A 17,188-nucleotide genomic window follows, 5' to 3' on the forward strand; every position below is an offset into this window, starting at 1 on the left:
CGGCTGGAAGTGGATGTCGGCGATCACGGGGATCTGGCTCTTCATCGCGATGATCTTCAATGCATCTGCATCGTCCTGATGCGGCACCGCGACGCGGACGATCTCGCATCCCGAAGCCGTGAGCTCGGCGATCTGCTGCAGCGTCCCGTTGATGTCGGTCGTCTTGGTGGTCGTCATCGACTGCACGCTGACCGGAGCGTCACCGCCCACGAGCACCTTGCCCACCCTGATCTGCCGGGACTTGCGGCGCGGGGCGAGGACTTCGGGGATCTTCGGCATTCCGAGGTTCACTGCTGGCACGCCCCAAGCCTACGCCGCCAGGATGCAAGTGGGCTGAACAGACGCACCTACGCTGGAGGCATGACCGTCGTCCTCCTGACCGGTTTCGACCCTTTCGACGGGGCGGACCGCAATCCGTCTGCCGATGCCGTGAACGCGGTCGCGGCCGCATACGACGGTCCGCACGAGCTCATGGTGGCCACGCTTCCGGTCGCGTTCGAGGCGTCCGCTCACCGGCTCCGGACCCTGATCGGCGAGCACTCCCCCGATGTCGTCATCGCCACCGGGCTCGCCGGCGGGAGCAGCAGGGTCGCGATCGAGCGCATCGGTGTCAACCTGATCGACGCCCGCATCCCCGACAACGACGGCGAGCAGCCCGTCGATGCTCCCAGCGAGGCCGGCGGTCCCGCCGCGCGGTTCTCGACGCTTCCCGTGAAGCGTCTGCTCCAGGTTCTGACCGCGGAAGGGCTGCCGGCGCAGCTGTCGCTCTCTGCAGGAACCTACGTGTGCAACCACGTGCTGTACACGGCAGTGGGTGCGGTCCGGCCGGATGCGCGTGCCGGATTCGTGCACCTTCCGTGGTCGACGACCACGGCCCCTGCAGGCGCGCCGCACCTCGCCGACGCGCAGCTGGCGCGCTCCCTGCGCCTCATCGTGGATCACGCCCTCGACGCCGAGTCGACGGAGGCCGGCGGCAGCATCTGGTGATGTCATCGCGCCGTGGCCTTCGCTCGCGATGTGGTAGTTTCGGCCCCATGCTCGCGAACTTCACCTGGTGGCCCGCCTTCTAGGCGGTGTGTTCGCGTTCCCACGAATTCAGACCGCCTCCGGGGCGGTCTTTTCGTTGCGCCGAGCCGGAGCACTGCACAGGAGACATCGATGACCCTCTCACGACTCGCCGAGCTCAGCGCCGATCCCACGGCATCCTTCGTGCTCATCGCACGCGACGGCGCCGACACCGTCGAACTGCTCAGCGGGGACGTCGTCGACGTCGAGCTGCTCGCCGACATCCCCCTCTCGGTCGACGGCACCCCGCGCGAGGTGTTCGCCATGGTGCCCTATCGCCAGGTGCGCGAACGCGGCTTCGTCGCCCAGGACGACGGGGCGCCGCTGCGCTGCGTGATCGTCGACGAGCACCTGCACCTCCCGACAGCCGAGCTTCTGCCCGCGCTCCCGATCACGCCCGTCCCCCTCCACGACGACGGCTTCGAGATCGCCGACGCGGACTACGCGGCCATCGTCGAGACGGTCATCGCCGACGAGATCGGACGCGGCGAGGGCGCGAACTTCGTCATCCGTCGAGACTTCACCGCGACCATCGACGTCGAGGACCGCACCGCGGCACTCACGTGGTTCCGTGCTCTCCTCACGCACGAGCGCGGCGCCTACTGGACGTTCGCTGTCGTCACTCCTGGGCACATCGCCGTGGGGGCCAGCCCCGAGGCGCATGTGGTCGCCCGCGAGGGCGTCGTCACGATGAACCCGATCTCCGGGACCTTCCGTCATCCGGCGGGAGGGGCGACGAAGGAGACGCTGGTCGACTTCCTCGCCTCGACCAAGGAGACCGAGGAACTCTTCATGGTCGTCGACGAGGAACTCAAGATGATGAGCGCCGTCTGCTCCGACGGCGGCCGCATCACCGGCCCGCACCTCAAGGAGATGTCGCGACTCACGCACACCGAGTACATGCTCCGTGGTCGCAGCGCCCTCGATCCCCGCGACATCCTGCGCGAGACGATGTTCGCGCCGACGGTGACAGGTTCGCCCATGCAGAACGCCTGCGCGGTGATCCGCCGTCACGAGCAGAAGCCCCGCGGCTACTACTCCGGTGTCGCCGCGCTGTTCACCCCGAATGCGGACGGCGGGCACGACCTGGATGCGCCGATCCTCATCCGGACCGTCTACCTCCAGGACGGCACCCTCAGCGTTCCGGTCGGCGCGACGCTGGTTCGACACTCCGATCCGATGGGCGAGGTCTCCGAGACCCACGGGAAGGCCGCCGGCGTCCTGGGCGCCATCGGCGCGATCGACCGCGACCGGGTGGCAGAGGCACGTAGCGACGCCGACGCGCGTGCTCTCGCCGACGACCCGACCGTCGCCGAGCTGCTGTCATCGCGCAACGCCCGCCTGGCCGAGTTCTGGCTCAACCCGCAGGGCGAGGACTTCACCGGTCCGTTCACCGGCCGCTCCGCTCTCGTCGTGGACGCGGAGGACCGGTTCACGACGATGCTGGCCCACCAGCTGCGTCATCTCGGGCTCGCCGTCACGATCGCTCCCTGGGCCGACGTGCGGGACGCGGACCTGGACGCCGCCGATCTGGTCGTCGCCGGCCCGGGCCCCGGCGACCCTCGGGATACGCGGAACGCCCGCATCGCGAGGATGCGCGATGTCGTCGCCCGCCGACTGGACTCCGACGCGCCGCTGCTCGCGGTGTGCCTCAGCCACCAGATCCTCGCCGACAAGCTCGGCATCGCCCTGACTCCGCTCGATGCCCCGCACCAGGGCCTGCAGAAGCCCGTCCCGGTCTTCGGGGAGACCGCATCGATCGGCTTCTACAACACCTTCACCGCGCGGGTCGCACCGGGCACGACGGTCGTCGGCGCCGCCGACGTCTCGGCGGACCCCGACTCGGGAGACGTGTACGCGCTCCGCGGAGACCACTTCGCTTCGGTGCAGGGACACCTGGAGTCGATCCTGTCCCGCGACGGGATCCGCACGCTCGAACGTCTCGTCTCCCACGCGCTGGCCTGAGCAGGAATCCCTGCTCGCGTTCGCCTCCCGCGCGGTCCGGCGAGGCCTGCGAACTCAGCCGAGAAGGTTGACCGGGTTGAACAGGTCGGCGACCAGGAGCAGCGCTCCCATCCCGATCAGGAGCACAGCGACGACCACCGTCAGCGGCACGAGCTTGGTCGCGTCGACGGGCGCCGGAGGGGGCCGGCGGAAGAGCTTGGCCCACGCGCGCTTGATGCCGTCCCACAGTGCCACGACGATGTGACCGCCGTCGAGCGGGAGCAGCGGGATGAGATTGAACACGAACAGCGCGATGTTCAGCGACCCCAGCAGACCGAGCAGGAACGCGAACCGGTTGAGGATCGGCGCATCGGTAGCGGCCGCCTCTCCTGCGAGGCGTCCGACGCCGACGACGCTCAGCGGTCCGTTCGGGTCGCGTTCTCCGCCGGTGACGAGTGAGACGCCGACGTCCCATAGACGCACGGGGAGCGTGACGATCAAGGATGCGACACGCGCCGTGCTGTCCGCCGCCATCTCGGGGCCGGCGGTGAGGGGCTGCTGCACGTAGCCCATCTGGGCGCCCATGCCGACGTAGCCGACCTCCTTCACGACAGGCTTTCCGGCCTCATCGAGGACGGGCTGGCCGCTGGCATCCGTGATCGAGCGTTCCGCGGCGATCGGCGTGATGCTCAGCGACTGCTCCGCCCCGTCGCGGCTCACGACCATGTCCAGCGTTTCGCCTGGCGCGGCCTGCACGATCGCCGTCGCCTCGGCGAACGTCGACACGGGCTGTCCGCCGATGGACAGGAGCACATCGCCCGGCTTGATCCCGGCTTCCGCGGCGGGTGAGGCCGGATCATCGGGTGTGCACTCGGTCGCCGTCGAACCGGCCGGAACCACGCACTCCGTGACGGACGCGATCGTCGTCGTTCCCTGCTGCAGGCCGATGCCCGACAGCAGCACGGTGAAGATCACGGTCGCGAGGAGAAGGTTCATCACCGGCCCGCCGAGCATGATGACGACGCGCTTCCACACGGGAAGACGATAGAAGACGCGATCCTCGGCACCCTCGGCGATGGTCTCGTCGTTGGCGCTGCGCGCGTCCTGGATCAACGAGCGGAACATGCCGGACGCCGGACCCGAGTTCTTCGACGCCGGGTACATGCCCGACATCGAGATGAAGCCCCCCAGAGGGAGCAGCTTGAACCCGTACTCGGTCTCGCCGATGCGCCGGGACCACAGCCGCGGCCCGAAGCCGATCATGTACTGACCGACGCGCACGCCGAAGAGCTTCGCGGGGACGAGATGGCCCACCTCATGCAGGCCGATCGAGAGCCCGAGGCCGATCAGCATGAAGAGGATGCCGGCCAGATAGAGCAGGAATTCCACGTGCCAACGTTAGTGCCCACAGCTAGGAATCCGCCCGGCACCCCGCGCGGCTAGGCTGAGACTGTGAATGCCCGGCAGCTGCGACTCGTGCGCGCTGCCGCCGTCTCCTCGGTGGCGACGTTGCTCGCAGCCCTCTCGCACACCCTCGGCGGCGGAGCGGTCCCGCACATGCTGCTGATCCTGGCGGTCGCGACCCTGCTCACCCCTCTGTCGGCGCTCCTGGTGGGCATCCGTGAGTCGCGCGGTCGTGTCGCCATCGCCGTGTTCCTCGGACAGGCCGCTTTCCACGTCGTGTTCCAACTGCTGGGCTCGCCCACCGGTACCGCTCCGATCGCAGGCGGCGGCCACGCCCATCATCTCGATCTGAGCGCCCTCTCTTCCACGGCGCCCACAGCAGCCCCTGGAACGTTGATGCTGTTCGCGCACGTCGTCGCAGCCGTGCTCACGACGTTTCTCGTGTGGCACGGAGAAGCGGTCGTTCGGGTCGTCGCCCGCTGGGTGGATGCCCTCTTCCGGCGCGCGTCCGCCGGGGCACCGGCCATGCATCGCCGGCCGCCGCGGCTGCGGTCGACCACCATCGCCAGCTTCGCCGTCGCCATCTCGGCCGCTGTGCCGAGGCGCGGGCCTCCCGCTCTCCTGCGCGACTGATCCGTCGCACTCGAATCCGCTGCTCCGACACGGCAGCGTCCCTTTCTCGCGGAGATGCGCCACCGTGGCGCGCCCGCACTTCGAGCACCAGGAGAACTCTCATGTCCCGCAACATCCGTACCCGCACTCCGCGCCCCACCACCCTGCGCTCCACCGCTCGGCGCTCGCTCACTCTGCGACGCGCCGCGCTCGGTATCCTCGGCGGAGCCGCACTCGCCCTGGCCGTTCCCACGATGGCAGGTGCCCATGTGGGCGTCAGCCCCGACGAGATCGCTGCGGGAGACCACGGCGTGCTCACGTTCTCGTTCTCCCACGGCTGCGAGAACTCCCCCACCACCGCGCTGCGCATCACGATGCCCGAGGGGCTCGCATCCGTCTCGCCGACGATGGATTCCGACTGGGACATCCAGGTCGAGCGCGGCGACGACGGTCTCGTCAGCGCCGTGACCTATACGGCGGTCGCCCCGGTGCCCACCGACCTTCGCGGCGCGGTGAGCATGGGGGTCGGTCTGGACGCGAGCACCCCCGACACTCTGACGTTCCCCGTGGTCCAACAGTGCGTCGAGGGCTCGACCGAATGGACGCAGATCGCCGAGAACGGCGAGGATCCGCACAGCCTCGACGCGCCGGCTCCGGTCGTCTCCGTCACGGCCGCTGCCGCCGACGGGCACGGCGAGCACACCGAATCCGAAACCGCGGTCGCGAGCACGGCTCCGACCACGGTCGCCGATCCCCTGGGTGTGGCGCTCGGGGCGGGTGGGCTTCTCGCCGGTTTCGCCGCCCTGGTCGTCGCGATCCTCGCCTACCGACGCCGAGCCTGACGACGCGAGCTCCCCCTCGTGCCCCGCAACGCGGCGCGCGAGGGGGAACTCGGCGAAGGGTTCCCACCACGGTCGTGAGATCATGGATGCGCCATGTCGATTGAACAACAACCGAGCCTGCCTCCCGTGCTCCGCCCCGCGAACCCGCCCCGGCGTGAGCTGTCCGAACTCGCTTCCCGTTTCGCCCGCACCGTCCGCGGCGATGTCGACGGGATCACCCTCTCCGGCATCACCCTCGCGACGGCAGACCTGCGTCCCGGCGAGGCATTCGTCGCGATCCGCGGCGTCAACCGGCATGGCGCGGACTTCGCCGCCACCGCCGCTGCGAAGGGTGCCGTCGCCGTCATCACCGACGACGCTGGCGCGGAGATCGCCGAAGCCGCGGGGCTTCCGATCCTCGTGGTCGACGACCCTCGCGCCGTGCTCGGTGATCTCAGCGCGTGGGTCTACGGCACCGGCGCCGGTGACCCGCTCCCCCTGCTGTTCGCGACGACGGGCACCAACGGCAAGACCAGCGTCTCCCACCTGCTCGAGGGGATCCTCGATCAGATCGGCGTGGTCACCGGCCTCTCCTCCACCGCAGAACGTCACATCGCGGGCGAGGTCATCGTCTCGCGCCTGACCACCCCCGAAGCCTCCGAGATGCACGCGCTCCTGGCGCTGATGCGGGAGCGCCGGGTCGAAGCCGTCGCGGTCGAGGTCAGCGCACAGGCGCTGTCACGTCACCGCGTCGACGGCATCCTGTTCGACGTCGCCGGATTCACGAACCTGAGCCACGATCACCTCGACGACTATGCCGACATGGAGGAGTACTTCGAAGCGAAGCTGCCCCTCTTCCGGCCCGACCGCGCCCAGCGCGGGGTCATCTGCCTGGATTCCCCGTCCGGTGCGGTCGTCGTCGACCGGGCCGAGATCCCGGTCGTCACTGTCGGCACTCCGTCGATCGCCGCCGATCCCGACGCCGCGACCGACGCGGACTGGGTGGTCGTCATCGACGAGGAGCGCGCCGCCGGTACGACCTTCACGATGACCGGCCCCGCCGGGTCCCTCACCACGACGGTCCCGGTGATCGGACCGCACATGGCGGCCAACGCGGCTCTGGCGATCGTGATGCTCCTCGAGGGCGGCTACGCCTGGGATCGCATCGTCGATGCGCTCACCCGTGACGGGGGGATCCGCGCCTACCTGCCCGGTCGCACCCAGCTGGTCTCCGGCGATCGCGGGCCTGCCGTCTTCGTCGACTTCGGACACTCACCCGACGCATTCGAGAAGACCCTCGCCGCCGTCCGGCGTGTGACACCGGGCAAGGTGCTGATGCTCTTCGGCGCCGACGGCGACCGCGACGCGAGCAAGCGCTTCGACATGGCGCGCACGGCGGTCGAAGGCAGTGACATCCTCGTCGTCACCGATCACCACCCCCGCTTCGAGGACCCCGCGTCCATTCGGGCGACTCTCATCGAGGGCGCCCGCACGGCACGACCGGATGCCGAGATCCACGAGGCCTCACCGCCCGAGAACGCCATCATCACCGCGGTCGGCCTGGTCGGCGACGGCGACGCCATCCTGTGGGCCGGCCCCGGGCACCAGGACTATCGCGACATCCGCGGCGTCCGCACACCGTATTCGGCACGCGAGCTCGCTCGCCGCGCGCTGCGCGACGCCGGCTGGCCCGTACCCGATTCGCGTTGGCCGGTCCCGTACCCCGACGAGGGTTGACCTGCTCGACCAGGGCGACTCCGCCCTGGTCCCCGATCAGAGCGCCGCGATCATCCGATCGGCCGTCGAGCGCGCCCATGCCTCGGCCTCGGCGAGCGTCTCGACGGTGAGGACGTCCGGCGCATCGTGCGCGTCGACGACCCGAGCGATCGTGTCCACGATGCCGAGGAACGAGAGCCGTCCCTCGTGGAACGCGTCGACCGCTTGTTCGTTCGCGGCGTTGTAGACAGCAGGGAACGTGCCGCCGGCGCGGCCCACCGCCTTCGCGAGTGCGACGGAGGGGAACGCCGCGGCGTCGAGCGGCTCGAACGTCCAGGAGGTGGCGGATGACCAGTCGAGGGGCCGTCCGACGCCACCGACGCGGTGCGGCCAGTCCAGACCCAGGGAGATCGGCAGACGCATGTCGGGCGGGGAGGCCTGTGCGATCGTGGAACCGTCGATGAACTCGACCATCGAGTGCACGATGGACTGCGGGTGCACCACCACCTCGATGTCGTCGTAGGCGACGTCGAACAGCAGGTGCGCTTCGATCACCTCGAGTCCCTTGTTGACAAGGCTCGCGGAGTTGGTCGTGACCATTCGTCCCATGTCCCATGTCGGGTGCGCGAGAGCCTCGGACGGAGTGACCTCGGTCAGCTCCGCGCGGCTGCGACCGCGGAACGGCCCGCCCGAGGCCGTCACCACGAGGCGGCGCACCTCGGCATGAGTACCGGCGAGGAGCGCTTGCGCGAGAGCCGAGTGCTCGGAATCGACCGGGACGATCTGACCGGGAGCGGCGGCGGCGAGGACCAGGTCGCCGCCGACGATGAGGGACTCCTTGTTCGCGAGAGCGAGCGTGCGTCCCGCCTTCAGCGCCGCGAGCGTCGAGCCCAGTCCGATCGAGCCGGTGATGGCGTTGAGCACCACGTCCGCCTCGACGTCACGGACCAGCTGCTCGGCCTCGAGCGCGCCGAGAGCGGTCGACTCGACCTGGAACTGTGCGGCCTGCGCTTCCAACATCTCGGCGTTGGACCCGGCAGCGAGACCTACCAGCTCGAATCGGCGAGGGTTGGCACGGATCACATCCAGTGCCTGGGTGCCGATGGAACCGGTGGAGCCGAGGACGATGACGCGACGCATACCGCCAGCCTAGGTCACGCCCACGGCTCCCCCGTGGTTACTGCTGCGGTTGGACCGGTGTCGTCGCCAGGATGTCCACGACGAACACGAGGCTCTCCTTCTGGAGCTCGTGTCCCTCGCTCGCACCGTATCCGTCGGAGGGCGGCATCACGACGATGACCTGTGAGCCGACCTTCTGACCTTCGAGAGCCTTCTGGAAGCCCGCGACCACGCCGGTGGTCTGGAACTGCGCGGGCGCGGCGTCGCGGCTCCAGCTGGAGTCGAACTCCTTGCCGTCGGACCACTTGACGCCCAGGTACTGCACGACCACGAGGTCACCGGAGGCGACCGTCGCGCCGTCACCCTGCTTGAGGACGGCGACCTGGGTCTCCGTCGGCGCGTCACCGTCCGGGATCGTCACGGTCGGAGCGCCCTTGTCGTCGAGCTTGACGGTGGGCATGCCCGGAGTCGGATCGACCGGCGTTCCCGTCGCCACTTCAGGGAGCTGCTCGACGGCCTCGGCGTAGACGACCACGTTGTTGGCGCCCTCACCGAGGACCTTTCCGGGAAGAGTCAGCACGATGCGCGAGCCGACCGGCTTGCACTCGAGCGCCGCGACGAAGAGCGAGGACTGGTTGGTGTCGAGGAGCACGGGCAGCACACCGCCTTCACCACGAGCCGACGAGTCGAGCACCTGATTGTTGGTCGCGTCGACGATCTGGTACTCGACGGACACCAGGTCATTGACCACGACGTCGTCTCCATCTCCCTCGGAGATGACGGTCCTCTCGACGCCGGCGAACGGCGCATCGGCCGGAACCGTCACGGTGGTGTCTGCCCCTTCCCCCTCCACGACGACCGCGTCCGAGGTATCCCCGGACTTCGCATCCAGCTGGCACGTGCTCGATGCGGAGGGCGACGGGGTGCCGGAGCTCTCCGGGGCTCCACCACCGGCACAACCGGCCAGCAGCAGGGTCGCCGCGGCGACGGTGGACAGAACGATGAGCGGACGCTTGCGCACAGTGAGACCTCGGGATCGCGGGCAGGAAACTCCATCCTGCCCCATACCCCTTTGCTCGCGCTGGGAGGCGCGGCGCAACTCTTCATTCCCACCCCGGCATGGATCCGGGAGTAATCTGCTCTGATGACCTCTGAGCAGTCCGTCGAGCCCGAATCCTCGTCAGAAGAGGAATCCTCGTCAGAGGAGACTGCGAAGCCTCGCCACGCCGGGTTCGCCTACACGCTCGGCCGCGGCCTCATCACGCCACTCGCCCGTCTGGTGTACCGCCCTCGGATCGAGGGGCGCGACAACGTGCCGCTGACCGGTCCCGTCATCTTCGCGAGCAACCATCTGTCATTCATCGACTCGATCGCGATCCCGGTCGCGGCCCCTCGTCCCGTCCACTTCCTCGCGAAGTCGACGTACTTCGAAGGCACCGGATTCAAAGGCTGGATGAGCAAGACCTTCTTCGAATCGATCGGCGCGATCCCGGTGCGACGCGGTGCCGGACAAGCCGCGCTGGACGCGCTCGACCTGCAACGCCAGCTCCTCGATGAAGGTCTCGCCGTCGCCCTATATCCGGAGGGGACCCGCTCGACCGACGGCCGCCTCTACAAAGGCCGCACGGGCGTCGCGTTCCTCGCTCTGCAGACGGGCGCCCCTGTGGTGCCGGTCGGCCTCATCGGCACGGACAAGGTGATGCCGGTGGGAGCGAAGGTCCCCACCCTCAAGGAGCGCATCACCGTGCGTTTCGGCGAGCCGCTCGACCTCTCGCCGCACGGGCCCGCGACCAGTGGGCGGGCACGTCGTCTCGCCACCGATCAGATCATGGCGGCGATCCACGGTCTCTCCGGCCAGGAGCTCGCCGGCGCGTACAACGAGGCACCGGCGCAAGGTGCCATCGAGAAGATCAAGCAGGCACTCCCGCACGAGCGTCGCTGAGGCCTGTGAGCCCCAATCAGGCGAGGGCTGTGACCGTCGCCTGGTGGCGTACGGGGAAGTTCATCGAGTTCGCGATGAAGCACCACTCGTTCGCCTGGGCGTGGGCGCGCTCTGCTGCGTCGATCATCGAGGCCTCGGCGACGACGACCTCGGGCCGCAGCATCACCTCGACGAACGATCCGCCCCCCGTACCGTCTTCGCGCATCGTCCCGCTTGCCCGGTCGCGGTAGGACACCACGACGACGCCCGCGGTCACACACGCGTGCAGGTATGACAGCAGGTGGCACTCGGAGAGGGAGGCGAGCAGCAGGTCCTCCGGATTCCATCGTGAGGGATCGCCTCGGAACGGCTTGTCTGCCGAGGCGAGGAGATCGGGCTTCCCCTCGACCTCGATCGTCACGTCTCGCCGGTAGTCCCGGTATCCGGTCGTCCCGGTGCCGATGTTGCCGGTCCACGTCGAAGTGAGCGCGTAGCGGTGTTCGCCGAGCGTGCGCGTGGTCGTCTCTGCCATCTGTTCAGTCTGTCAGGCTCCTCCGACACGACGCGAGACGCCGCACGCCCCGGGCTAGAGTTGACGGGTGCTGGAGACTCTCACCGTTCAGGATTCCGTGGAACTCGCCGTCGTCGAGCGGAGCGGATTCGTCGAATCCCGCCACGCCGGCGCGGCCGTCGTGCTCTCCCCCGACGGGGACATCGTCGGCCGCCATGGAAATGCCGATGCGCTGATCCTGCCGCGATCCAGCCTCAAGCCTCTCCAGGCGATCGCCTGCATCACCGCAGGTGCCGTCCTCGAAGGCGAGCAGCTCGCGCTCTCCACGGCCAGTCACGTCGGCACCGACCGTCACGCTTCGGTGGTGCGCGACATCCTGACCGAGGGCGGGCTGACGGAAGACGACCTCCGCTGCCCGGCCACGTGGCCGAGCGACTCGGCGTCGCGAGACGAGCTCGTCCGCGAGCACGGCGAGCCGACCCGGGTGCGCATGAACTGCTCCGGCAAGCACGCCGCGATGCTCCGCGCATGCGTGGCGACGGGCTGGCCGACCGACGGGTACCTCGACCCGACCCATCCACTGCAACAGCACATCCGCGACGTCATCGAGCGCCTCACCGGCGAGAAGATCGCCCACACCGCGATCGACGGGTGCGGTGCGCCGGTCCATGCGATGACGCTGACCGGCCTGGCGCGCGCGATCCACCGCATCGGCACCGCTTCCGACCGCTCGCCCTTCGCCCTCCACCGCGTGGCCGGTTCCCTGGTCCGCGCCGTGCGGGAGAACCCCTGGACGATCGAGGGTCCGGGCCGCCCCGACACGATCGCGACCGAGAGGCTTGGCGTGTTCACCAAGTACGGCGCCGAGGGCGTGATGGTGATGGTCGCCCCCAACGGCACGACCGTGGCGCTGAAGATGCTCGACGGTGCCACTCGCGCCTCGACGATCGTTGCCGCGACCCTTCTCGCTCGGGCGGGCGGGCTGAGCGATGCCGACGTGGCATCGCTCGCGGACGCACTTCCGCTCGCCGTGCTCGGCGGAGGGGAGAACGTCGGCTCCATCCGCCCCGGCGCAGGAGTCTGACGCCCGAGGCGGCGTTCTTCGGCGCCGAGCGTCGATTCGCGGCGCCTTCTCCTCACGACAACGTCTCCTCACGGCAACGCTTCTCACGGCAACGCTTCATCGAGGCGACAACTCGGCGAGGTGGACACGTTTCGGCGCACCGGAGCCGGTGACCGACCAGGCCCGGCCTGCGTGCGGGTGTGCATACGGAGGAAGCTCCCGCGCGCCGACCAGTTGCCGGAGCTCACCGGGGTGTTCACATCGGATGAGCACCTCGCCTGCCGATCTGATGCGCTGCCACAGCGACCAGTTCCGCTGCCAGGTCTCCGCATCGGCGACCACGATGCAGCGTGTTCCCGGCGAAGTCGACTCAGATCCTGCCACCACCACCTCGCATGCGGGGTGCGCGTCACGCAGAGCGGCGATGACCGTATCGGTGCCGGCACTGACGACAGCGGTGATCGCAGACGACGGCGTTCACCGTGGCGTCTGCGCTGCTCGCGGCACCCATCGGCCCTCGTCGACCCACGCCAACTGCACCTCGCGATCTCCGATTACGGCGCGCCCGGGTACGCGGTCGCGCACGAACCCCGATGCCTCTCCGCCGGCCGCCAGATGCTCGAGTCTCGTCGGCATCCGCAACAGCGCCCGACGCGGCACCAGATCGAGTACACGTCCCAACGCCCCGCTCGCCCTGGTGGCCGTCAGAACGAAGGTCGTGTCCGGAGTCGCCCGAAGCACTCGCTCCCAGCGGTGGGCGAGCTGCTGCGCGTATTCGGCCGGCAGAGCCGCCAGCATCGCATCCACGTCGTCGATCAGGACGACCGAGGGCGGACGCTCCCCGCCCTCGACCCATGCGGCGAGCACGTCCCAAGCGCCCTCGGGATCGTCGGGCATCCAGAATGCGTCATCGCATTGCGCCGCGACCGCTCTCAGCACCGAGGTCTTACCGAATCCGGGGGCGCCCAGCACCACCAGCCCCCTTTCTTCTCCGCGCCGGAGCATCTCCAGCGGCTGCGCCTGGCGACCGGGGTCATCGGCGCGACCGAGGACGATCGCATCGGGGAGGATTCCGGCCTCCGTGACGAGTTCGGCGATCGGCAGGATGGCCGGAAGCGGGGGAAGCCACGGGCTGGATGACTCGCCCGCTGCCGCCCACCGCAGACCGACACCACGAATGTCGGAAGCCTCAGTCAGGGCGATGCGCATCGCGACGGGTTCCTGGTCGGATGGTCGACGCAGCAAGCCGAGACCGCGGGAACCGGCGTCTCCCGTGAGCGCGGAGGCAGCATCGGTACCGATCACGAGCCGACTGTCGGCGGCGTCGCCGACGCGCAGGCTGATGCGAAGGGGGCAGTTCGCTGCCAGGGCGTCTCTGATCACCCCGGCGGCACGCTGTGTCCCGAGAATCAGGTGCATCCCGAGGGCGCGGCCGCGCGCAGCGATATCGATGAAGACCGCACCGAGCTCGGGGTGCTCGGTCAGAAGCGCGGCGAACTCGTCGACGACGATGATGAGCCGGGGCATCGACACCCCGCTGACGTCGCGCGCCCCGGCGGCGGCCAGCACCCTCTCTCGACGTCGCAGCTCGGCGGTCAGGCTGGAGACGCCTCGTCTTGCACCCTGATCGTCGAGATCAGTGATGACGGCGGCCACCTGAGGCAGTGCGCTCAGGGGTTCGAAAGCCGTTCCGCCTTTGAAATCGGCGAGCACGAACGTCACCTCGTCCGGGCCGTGCGCCGTGGCGATGGCAGTGACCCAGCTGACCAGCAGCTCGCTCTTGCCGGTCCCCGTCATCCCCGTCACGATCGCGTGCGGTCCGTCTCCCACGATGTCGACCGTGATGTTCGCGCGTTCGCCTCGGCCGATGGTCGCGACGAGCCCGCCTCCGGCCGAGGTCTGCTCGAGCTCGGAGAGCAGCACCGCGTCGGGGATCGCATCCGTCTCGTCGTCGCGACGCGCCAGCTCCACGGAGGCGATCTCCGCCTGTGCACGGGACACGCACTCGACAGCGACTGCCTGGCTACCGGTCGGGGTGCGCAGCGTCGCCCGCCGCGGTTCGACGATGTCGATGACCGTCGTGATTCCCGCCGGTACATCCTCCCCCACCGCGGTCAACACGATCAGGGCGTCCACGTCCCCCCGGAAGCCCGCCGCAGGACCGAACCCGATCCGGAAAGCACCACGCCGTGCACTGCGGGCGTGGGGGAGGTTCGCCAGGCCGTGGTCAGCGAGATCAGTGTCTTCCGGATCGATGCCGATCAGTGACAGCTGCCCGGTGCTGAACCGCAGACACAGCTGCACGATAAGAGCGCGCGCTGCCGCCTCGGTCACAGGCCGCGCACCTCGAAGACAGATCCCCCCACCGATCGGCGCGGAGACCGGCGCGTCCGCGATGACACGGCATCGTTCACGGAAGTCCCGCCCGCGCGCGTCATCCGCGCCGGTGCAGCGGACCGCACTCGTCACGCTGCCGGCACCGATGACGATCGGAGTCGTCGCGTCGACTCCCTGAGCGCCGCGCAGGGGCGCCTGTGCGATGCAGGTCGCGGCGTCGGGCCACCGCTGCCACAGGGCTTCACGCTCGCCCTGCTGGCGCTGGACCAGATCCGCTTCCGCTGCAACCCACTCCGCGTCGAGATGCTGTTCGGTTCGTCGGCGTTCACGGCGCCGCGTACGTGTCGCGTCGAGCAGTGAGGCGCCGATCATCAACGGCCCCAACGCCGCGAAGCACAGCGCGAGGAGGGAGCCGGTGACCAACCACATCACCACTCCTGTAGCCACCGGCACGAGGGCGGCCATGAAAGGCAGTGGAGCGCGAGGCGACGCTGCCGGAGCCGCGGGAAGCACGATCGGAGGGGATTCCATGGAATCCAGTGGACCGCATCACGGCCCGTGAAACAGGGCTGTGCACAGCGCTGGAGCGTTACTCCGCGGTGTTCTCGATTGGGGAGGACGAGTCGTCCTCTGCCGCCACCTGGACGATGATGAGGGTCACGTTGTCGCGACCGCCGTTCTCCAACGCTGCCGCAAGCATCGCGTCCACCGCGGCACCCGGATCGTCGTGCTCCCGGAGGAAATGCTGGATCCCGTAGTCGGTCAGTTCCTTGGTGAGGCCGTCCGAGCAGATGACGAATCGGTCACCGGGACGCACGTCGATGGAGACGTAATCGGGAGCTGTGAGCTCACTCGCCCCCACGGCACGCGTGATCACGTTGCTGTAGGGGTGCCCTTCAGCTTCCTCCGGGCTGAGCTTGCCCGCTGTGATCAGTTCCTGCACGACCGAGTGATCGGTGGTGATCTGGACCAGTCGATCGTCGCGAAGGAGATACACGCGGGAGTCGCCGATGTTCAGTGCGGTCCAGTGCGGCTCATCCCCATCGGTCTCGAAGTACACTCCCGTGAGCGTGGTCCCCGTGCCCTCGTCGGTGGTCTCGGGATGCTCCGCGATGTCTCCGACAGCCAGTTCGAGCGCATTCTCGATCGATGGTCCGTCGACCTTCCCCGAGGAGACGACGGCCTGCAACCGGGCCACCGTGCTCTGACTCGCGATCTCGCCGCCGGCATGACCGCCCATTCCGTCAGCGACGATGAACAGCGGATAGTCGGCGAGGAACGCGTCCTGATTCGTCTCCCGGCGTCGGCCTTGATCGGTGATCCCGGACCACGACAGCAGCAGCGGGCGCTGCGCAACCGTGACGCGGTGCGTCTTCGTCTCAGCCACGTGCTGCCTCCGATGGGCCTGCGGCGGGTCGGACGGTCGCAGGATACTCACAACACATCGTAGTAGAAGTCACGCGCACCTCGATCACACCCGGGCGCCCGGATCGGCCGGCAGCGGGAACAGATCATCGATGATGGCGAGTTCGGCCGCGTCGGGGCGCCAGGCCTCCCCCGCGTCTGCGTTCGCCTCGACCTGCGGGACCGAGGTCGCGCCCGCGATCACGCTGGAGACCGCCGCGTGCGAGAGCAACCAGCCGAACGACGCCTGGACCATCGTGATGCCGCGCTCATCGCAGAAATCGCGGAATGCATCCAGGGCATCCCACGGTGCGCTCTCCCACACGTGGCGCCGTGTCGACATGATCCGGCTCTGCTGCGGCCCGCCGTCGCGAGTGAACTTCCCCGTGAGCAGGCCGTTGTGCAGGGGGAAATACGGGAAGAAGCCGAGTTCGTAGCGTTCCACCGCCGGCAGCACTTCCCGCTCCGCCGCCCGAGCCAGCAGGGAGTAGTGATTCTGAGCCGAGATGAACCTGCCGCTCGAGCGCGCCCTCGTCGTGAACTCCGCTTCGGCGATCTGCCACCCGGCGAAGTTCGAGTGCCCGTAGTAACGGATCTTGCCCTCGCGCACGAGTTCATCGAGGGCATCCGTGGTCTCCGCGATCGGCGTCTCGGGATCGGGGAGATGCAGCTGATAGAGGTCGATCCAGTCCGTGCGCAACCGGCGCAGCGATTCCTCGACGGCCCGACGCACGTAGCGACGAGAACCCCGGGCAGCGGGGAACGCGTAACCCATGTCGCGCTCGTGTCCGAACTTCGTCGCCAGCACCACACGGTCGCGGCGTCCCTCGAGCGCTTCGCCCATCAGCAGCTCGCTCGCCCCCGCTGCTGCTCCATACATGTCAGCGGTGTCGAAGAAGGTGATGCCGTTGGCGAGAGCCGCATCCATCACCTCGCGCGTGCCGGCAAGACTCTCCGTCATCGTCCCCGCGCGCCCGAAGTTGTTGCAGCCGAGGCCGGTGGCGGACACGAGAAGACCGGAGGCACCCACACGGCGCTGGGACGAGACCATGCCACCACGTTAGCGGCCGCTGCGGATAGACGACCACTCGGAACAGCACAGAGCCCCCGACCGAGGTCGGGGGCTCTGTGTCAGAAGGTCACACCGTCAGATCATCACGCCGGAGGCTGTGTGGGATCGGTCGGCGGGGCCGCCGGGGTTGCGGGAGGAGCCGGCGGAGCAGCGGGCGGAGCCGTCGGCGGTGCGGGCGGAGCCGTGGGCGGTGCCGCAG

15 protein-coding genes are annotated in these 17,188 nt (G+C 68.9%); 7 read left to right on the forward strand and 8 right to left on the reverse strand.

Annotation, left to right across the window (positions count from 1 at the left end):
• On the reverse strand, positions 1–300 hold a 300-nt coding region (locus tag B2869_RS07920; RefSeq protein WP_292764765.1), incomplete at its 3' end, for a flavodoxin-dependent (E)-4-hydroxy-3-methylbut-2-enyl-diphosphate synthase.
• A gap of 60 nt (positions 301–360) precedes the next feature.
• Between B2869_RS07920 and B2869_RS07925 the strand changes: the two genes are divergently transcribed.
• Positions 361–987 carry a pyroglutamyl-peptidase I gene (locus B2869_RS07925; protein ID WP_292764768.1) on the forward strand — a complete coding sequence of 209 codons (627 nt, stop codon included), beginning with the start codon at positions 361–363 and terminating at the stop codon, positions 985–987.
• Positions 988–1,158: 171 nt separating this feature from the next.
• A complete protein-coding gene (locus tag B2869_RS07930) occupies positions 1,159–3,030 on the forward strand; it encodes a chorismate-binding protein (RefSeq protein WP_292764771.1) in 1,872 nt (623 codons plus the stop codon).
• A gap of 54 nt (positions 3,031–3,084) precedes the next feature.
• Here the strand turns inward: B2869_RS07930 and B2869_RS07935 are convergent, their stop codons facing one another.
• Positions 3,085–4,398, reverse strand: coding sequence for a M50 family metallopeptidase (locus B2869_RS07935; RefSeq protein ID WP_292764773.1), 1,314 nt, complete (start codon positions 4,396–4,398; stop codon positions 3,085–3,087).
• Positions 4,399–4,461: 63 nt separating this feature from the next.
• Here B2869_RS07935 and B2869_RS07940 point away from each other — a divergent pair, with 63 nt between their 5' ends.
• The 3 genes from B2869_RS07940 to B2869_RS07950 all read left to right on the forward strand — a co-directional run bounded on the left by B2869_RS07940 (position 4,462) and on the right by B2869_RS07950 (position 7,583).
• On the forward strand, positions 4,462–5,046 hold the full coding sequence (locus B2869_RS07940; RefSeq protein ID WP_292764777.1) for a hypothetical protein: 585 nt from the start codon (positions 4,462–4,464) through the stop codon (positions 5,044–5,046).
• Between the two features lie 101 nt (positions 5,047–5,147).
• Positions 5,148–5,867 (forward strand): YcnI family protein, encoded by a 720-nt coding sequence (locus B2869_RS07945; protein ID WP_292764779.1) that lies wholly within the window; start codon positions 5,148–5,150, stop codon positions 5,865–5,867.
• A 93-nt stretch (positions 5,868–5,960) separates the two neighbouring features.
• Positions 5,961–7,583, forward strand: coding sequence for a Mur ligase family protein (locus tag B2869_RS07950; RefSeq protein ID WP_292764781.1), 1,623 nt, complete (start codon positions 5,961–5,963; stop codon positions 7,581–7,583).
• A gap of 36 nt (positions 7,584–7,619) precedes the next feature.
• Here the strand turns inward: B2869_RS07950 and dxr are convergent, their stop codons facing one another.
• Both dxr and B2869_RS07960 read right to left on the reverse strand, forming a co-directional pair.
• The gene (gene dxr / locus B2869_RS07955) at positions 7,620–8,702 is read right to left on the reverse strand and encodes a 1-deoxy-D-xylulose-5-phosphate reductoisomerase (RefSeq protein ID WP_292764783.1); all 1,083 of its coding nucleotides are present in this window, start codon (positions 8,700–8,702) and stop codon (positions 7,620–7,622) included.
• Between the two features lie 37 nt (positions 8,703–8,739).
• Positions 8,740–9,702: an FKBP-type peptidyl-prolyl cis-trans isomerase gene (locus B2869_RS07960; protein ID WP_292764787.1), complete on the reverse strand. Its 963-nt coding sequence runs from the start codon at positions 9,700–9,702 to the stop codon at positions 8,740–8,742.
• Positions 9,703–9,825: 123 nt separating this feature from the next.
• Here B2869_RS07960 and B2869_RS07965 point away from each other — a divergent pair, with 123 nt between their 5' ends.
• Positions 9,826–10,623 (forward strand): lysophospholipid acyltransferase family protein, encoded by a 798-nt coding sequence (locus B2869_RS07965; protein ID WP_292764789.1) that lies wholly within the window; start codon positions 9,826–9,828, stop codon positions 10,621–10,623.
• A gap of 16 nt (positions 10,624–10,639) precedes the next feature.
• On the opposite strand, the gene B2869_RS07970 is transcribed toward B2869_RS07965, so the two are convergent.
• Positions 10,640–11,134, reverse strand: coding sequence for an OsmC family protein (locus tag B2869_RS07970; protein ID WP_292764791.1), 495 nt, complete (start codon positions 11,132–11,134; stop codon positions 10,640–10,642).
• 67 nt (positions 11,135–11,201) lie between these two features.
• Here B2869_RS07970 and B2869_RS07975 point away from each other — a divergent pair, with 67 nt between their 5' ends.
• Positions 11,202–12,197, forward strand: coding sequence for an asparaginase (locus B2869_RS07975; protein WP_029258169.1), 996 nt, complete (start codon positions 11,202–11,204; stop codon positions 12,195–12,197).
• Between the two features lie 456 nt (positions 12,198–12,653).
• Here B2869_RS07975 and B2869_RS07980 read toward each other — a convergent pair whose 3' ends face one another.
• The 3 genes from B2869_RS07980 to B2869_RS07990 all read right to left on the reverse strand — a co-directional run bounded on the left by B2869_RS07980 (position 12,654) and on the right by B2869_RS07990 (position 16,968).
• Positions 12,654–15,044, reverse strand: a complete 2,391-nt coding sequence (locus B2869_RS07980; protein WP_292764795.1) for an FtsK/SpoIIIE domain-containing protein — start codon at positions 15,042–15,044, stop codon at positions 12,654–12,656.
• A gap of 58 nt (positions 15,045–15,102) precedes the next feature.
• The gene (locus B2869_RS07985) at positions 15,103–15,900 is read right to left on the reverse strand and encodes a PP2C family protein-serine/threonine phosphatase (RefSeq protein WP_021199379.1); all 798 of its coding nucleotides are present in this window, start codon (positions 15,898–15,900) and stop codon (positions 15,103–15,105) included.
• A gap of 84 nt (positions 15,901–15,984) precedes the next feature.
• The gene (locus B2869_RS07990; RefSeq protein WP_029258167.1) at positions 15,985–16,968 is read right to left on the reverse strand and encodes an aldo/keto reductase; all 984 of its coding nucleotides are present in this window, start codon (positions 16,966–16,968) and stop codon (positions 15,985–15,987) included.
• Positions 16,969–17,188: the final 220 nt, after the last annotated feature.

This window comes from Microbacterium sp. UBA3486 (assembly GCF_002377845.1).
Classification (GTDB): domain Bacteria; phylum Actinomycetota; class Actinomycetes; order Actinomycetales; family Microbacteriaceae; genus Microbacterium; species Microbacterium maritypicum_A.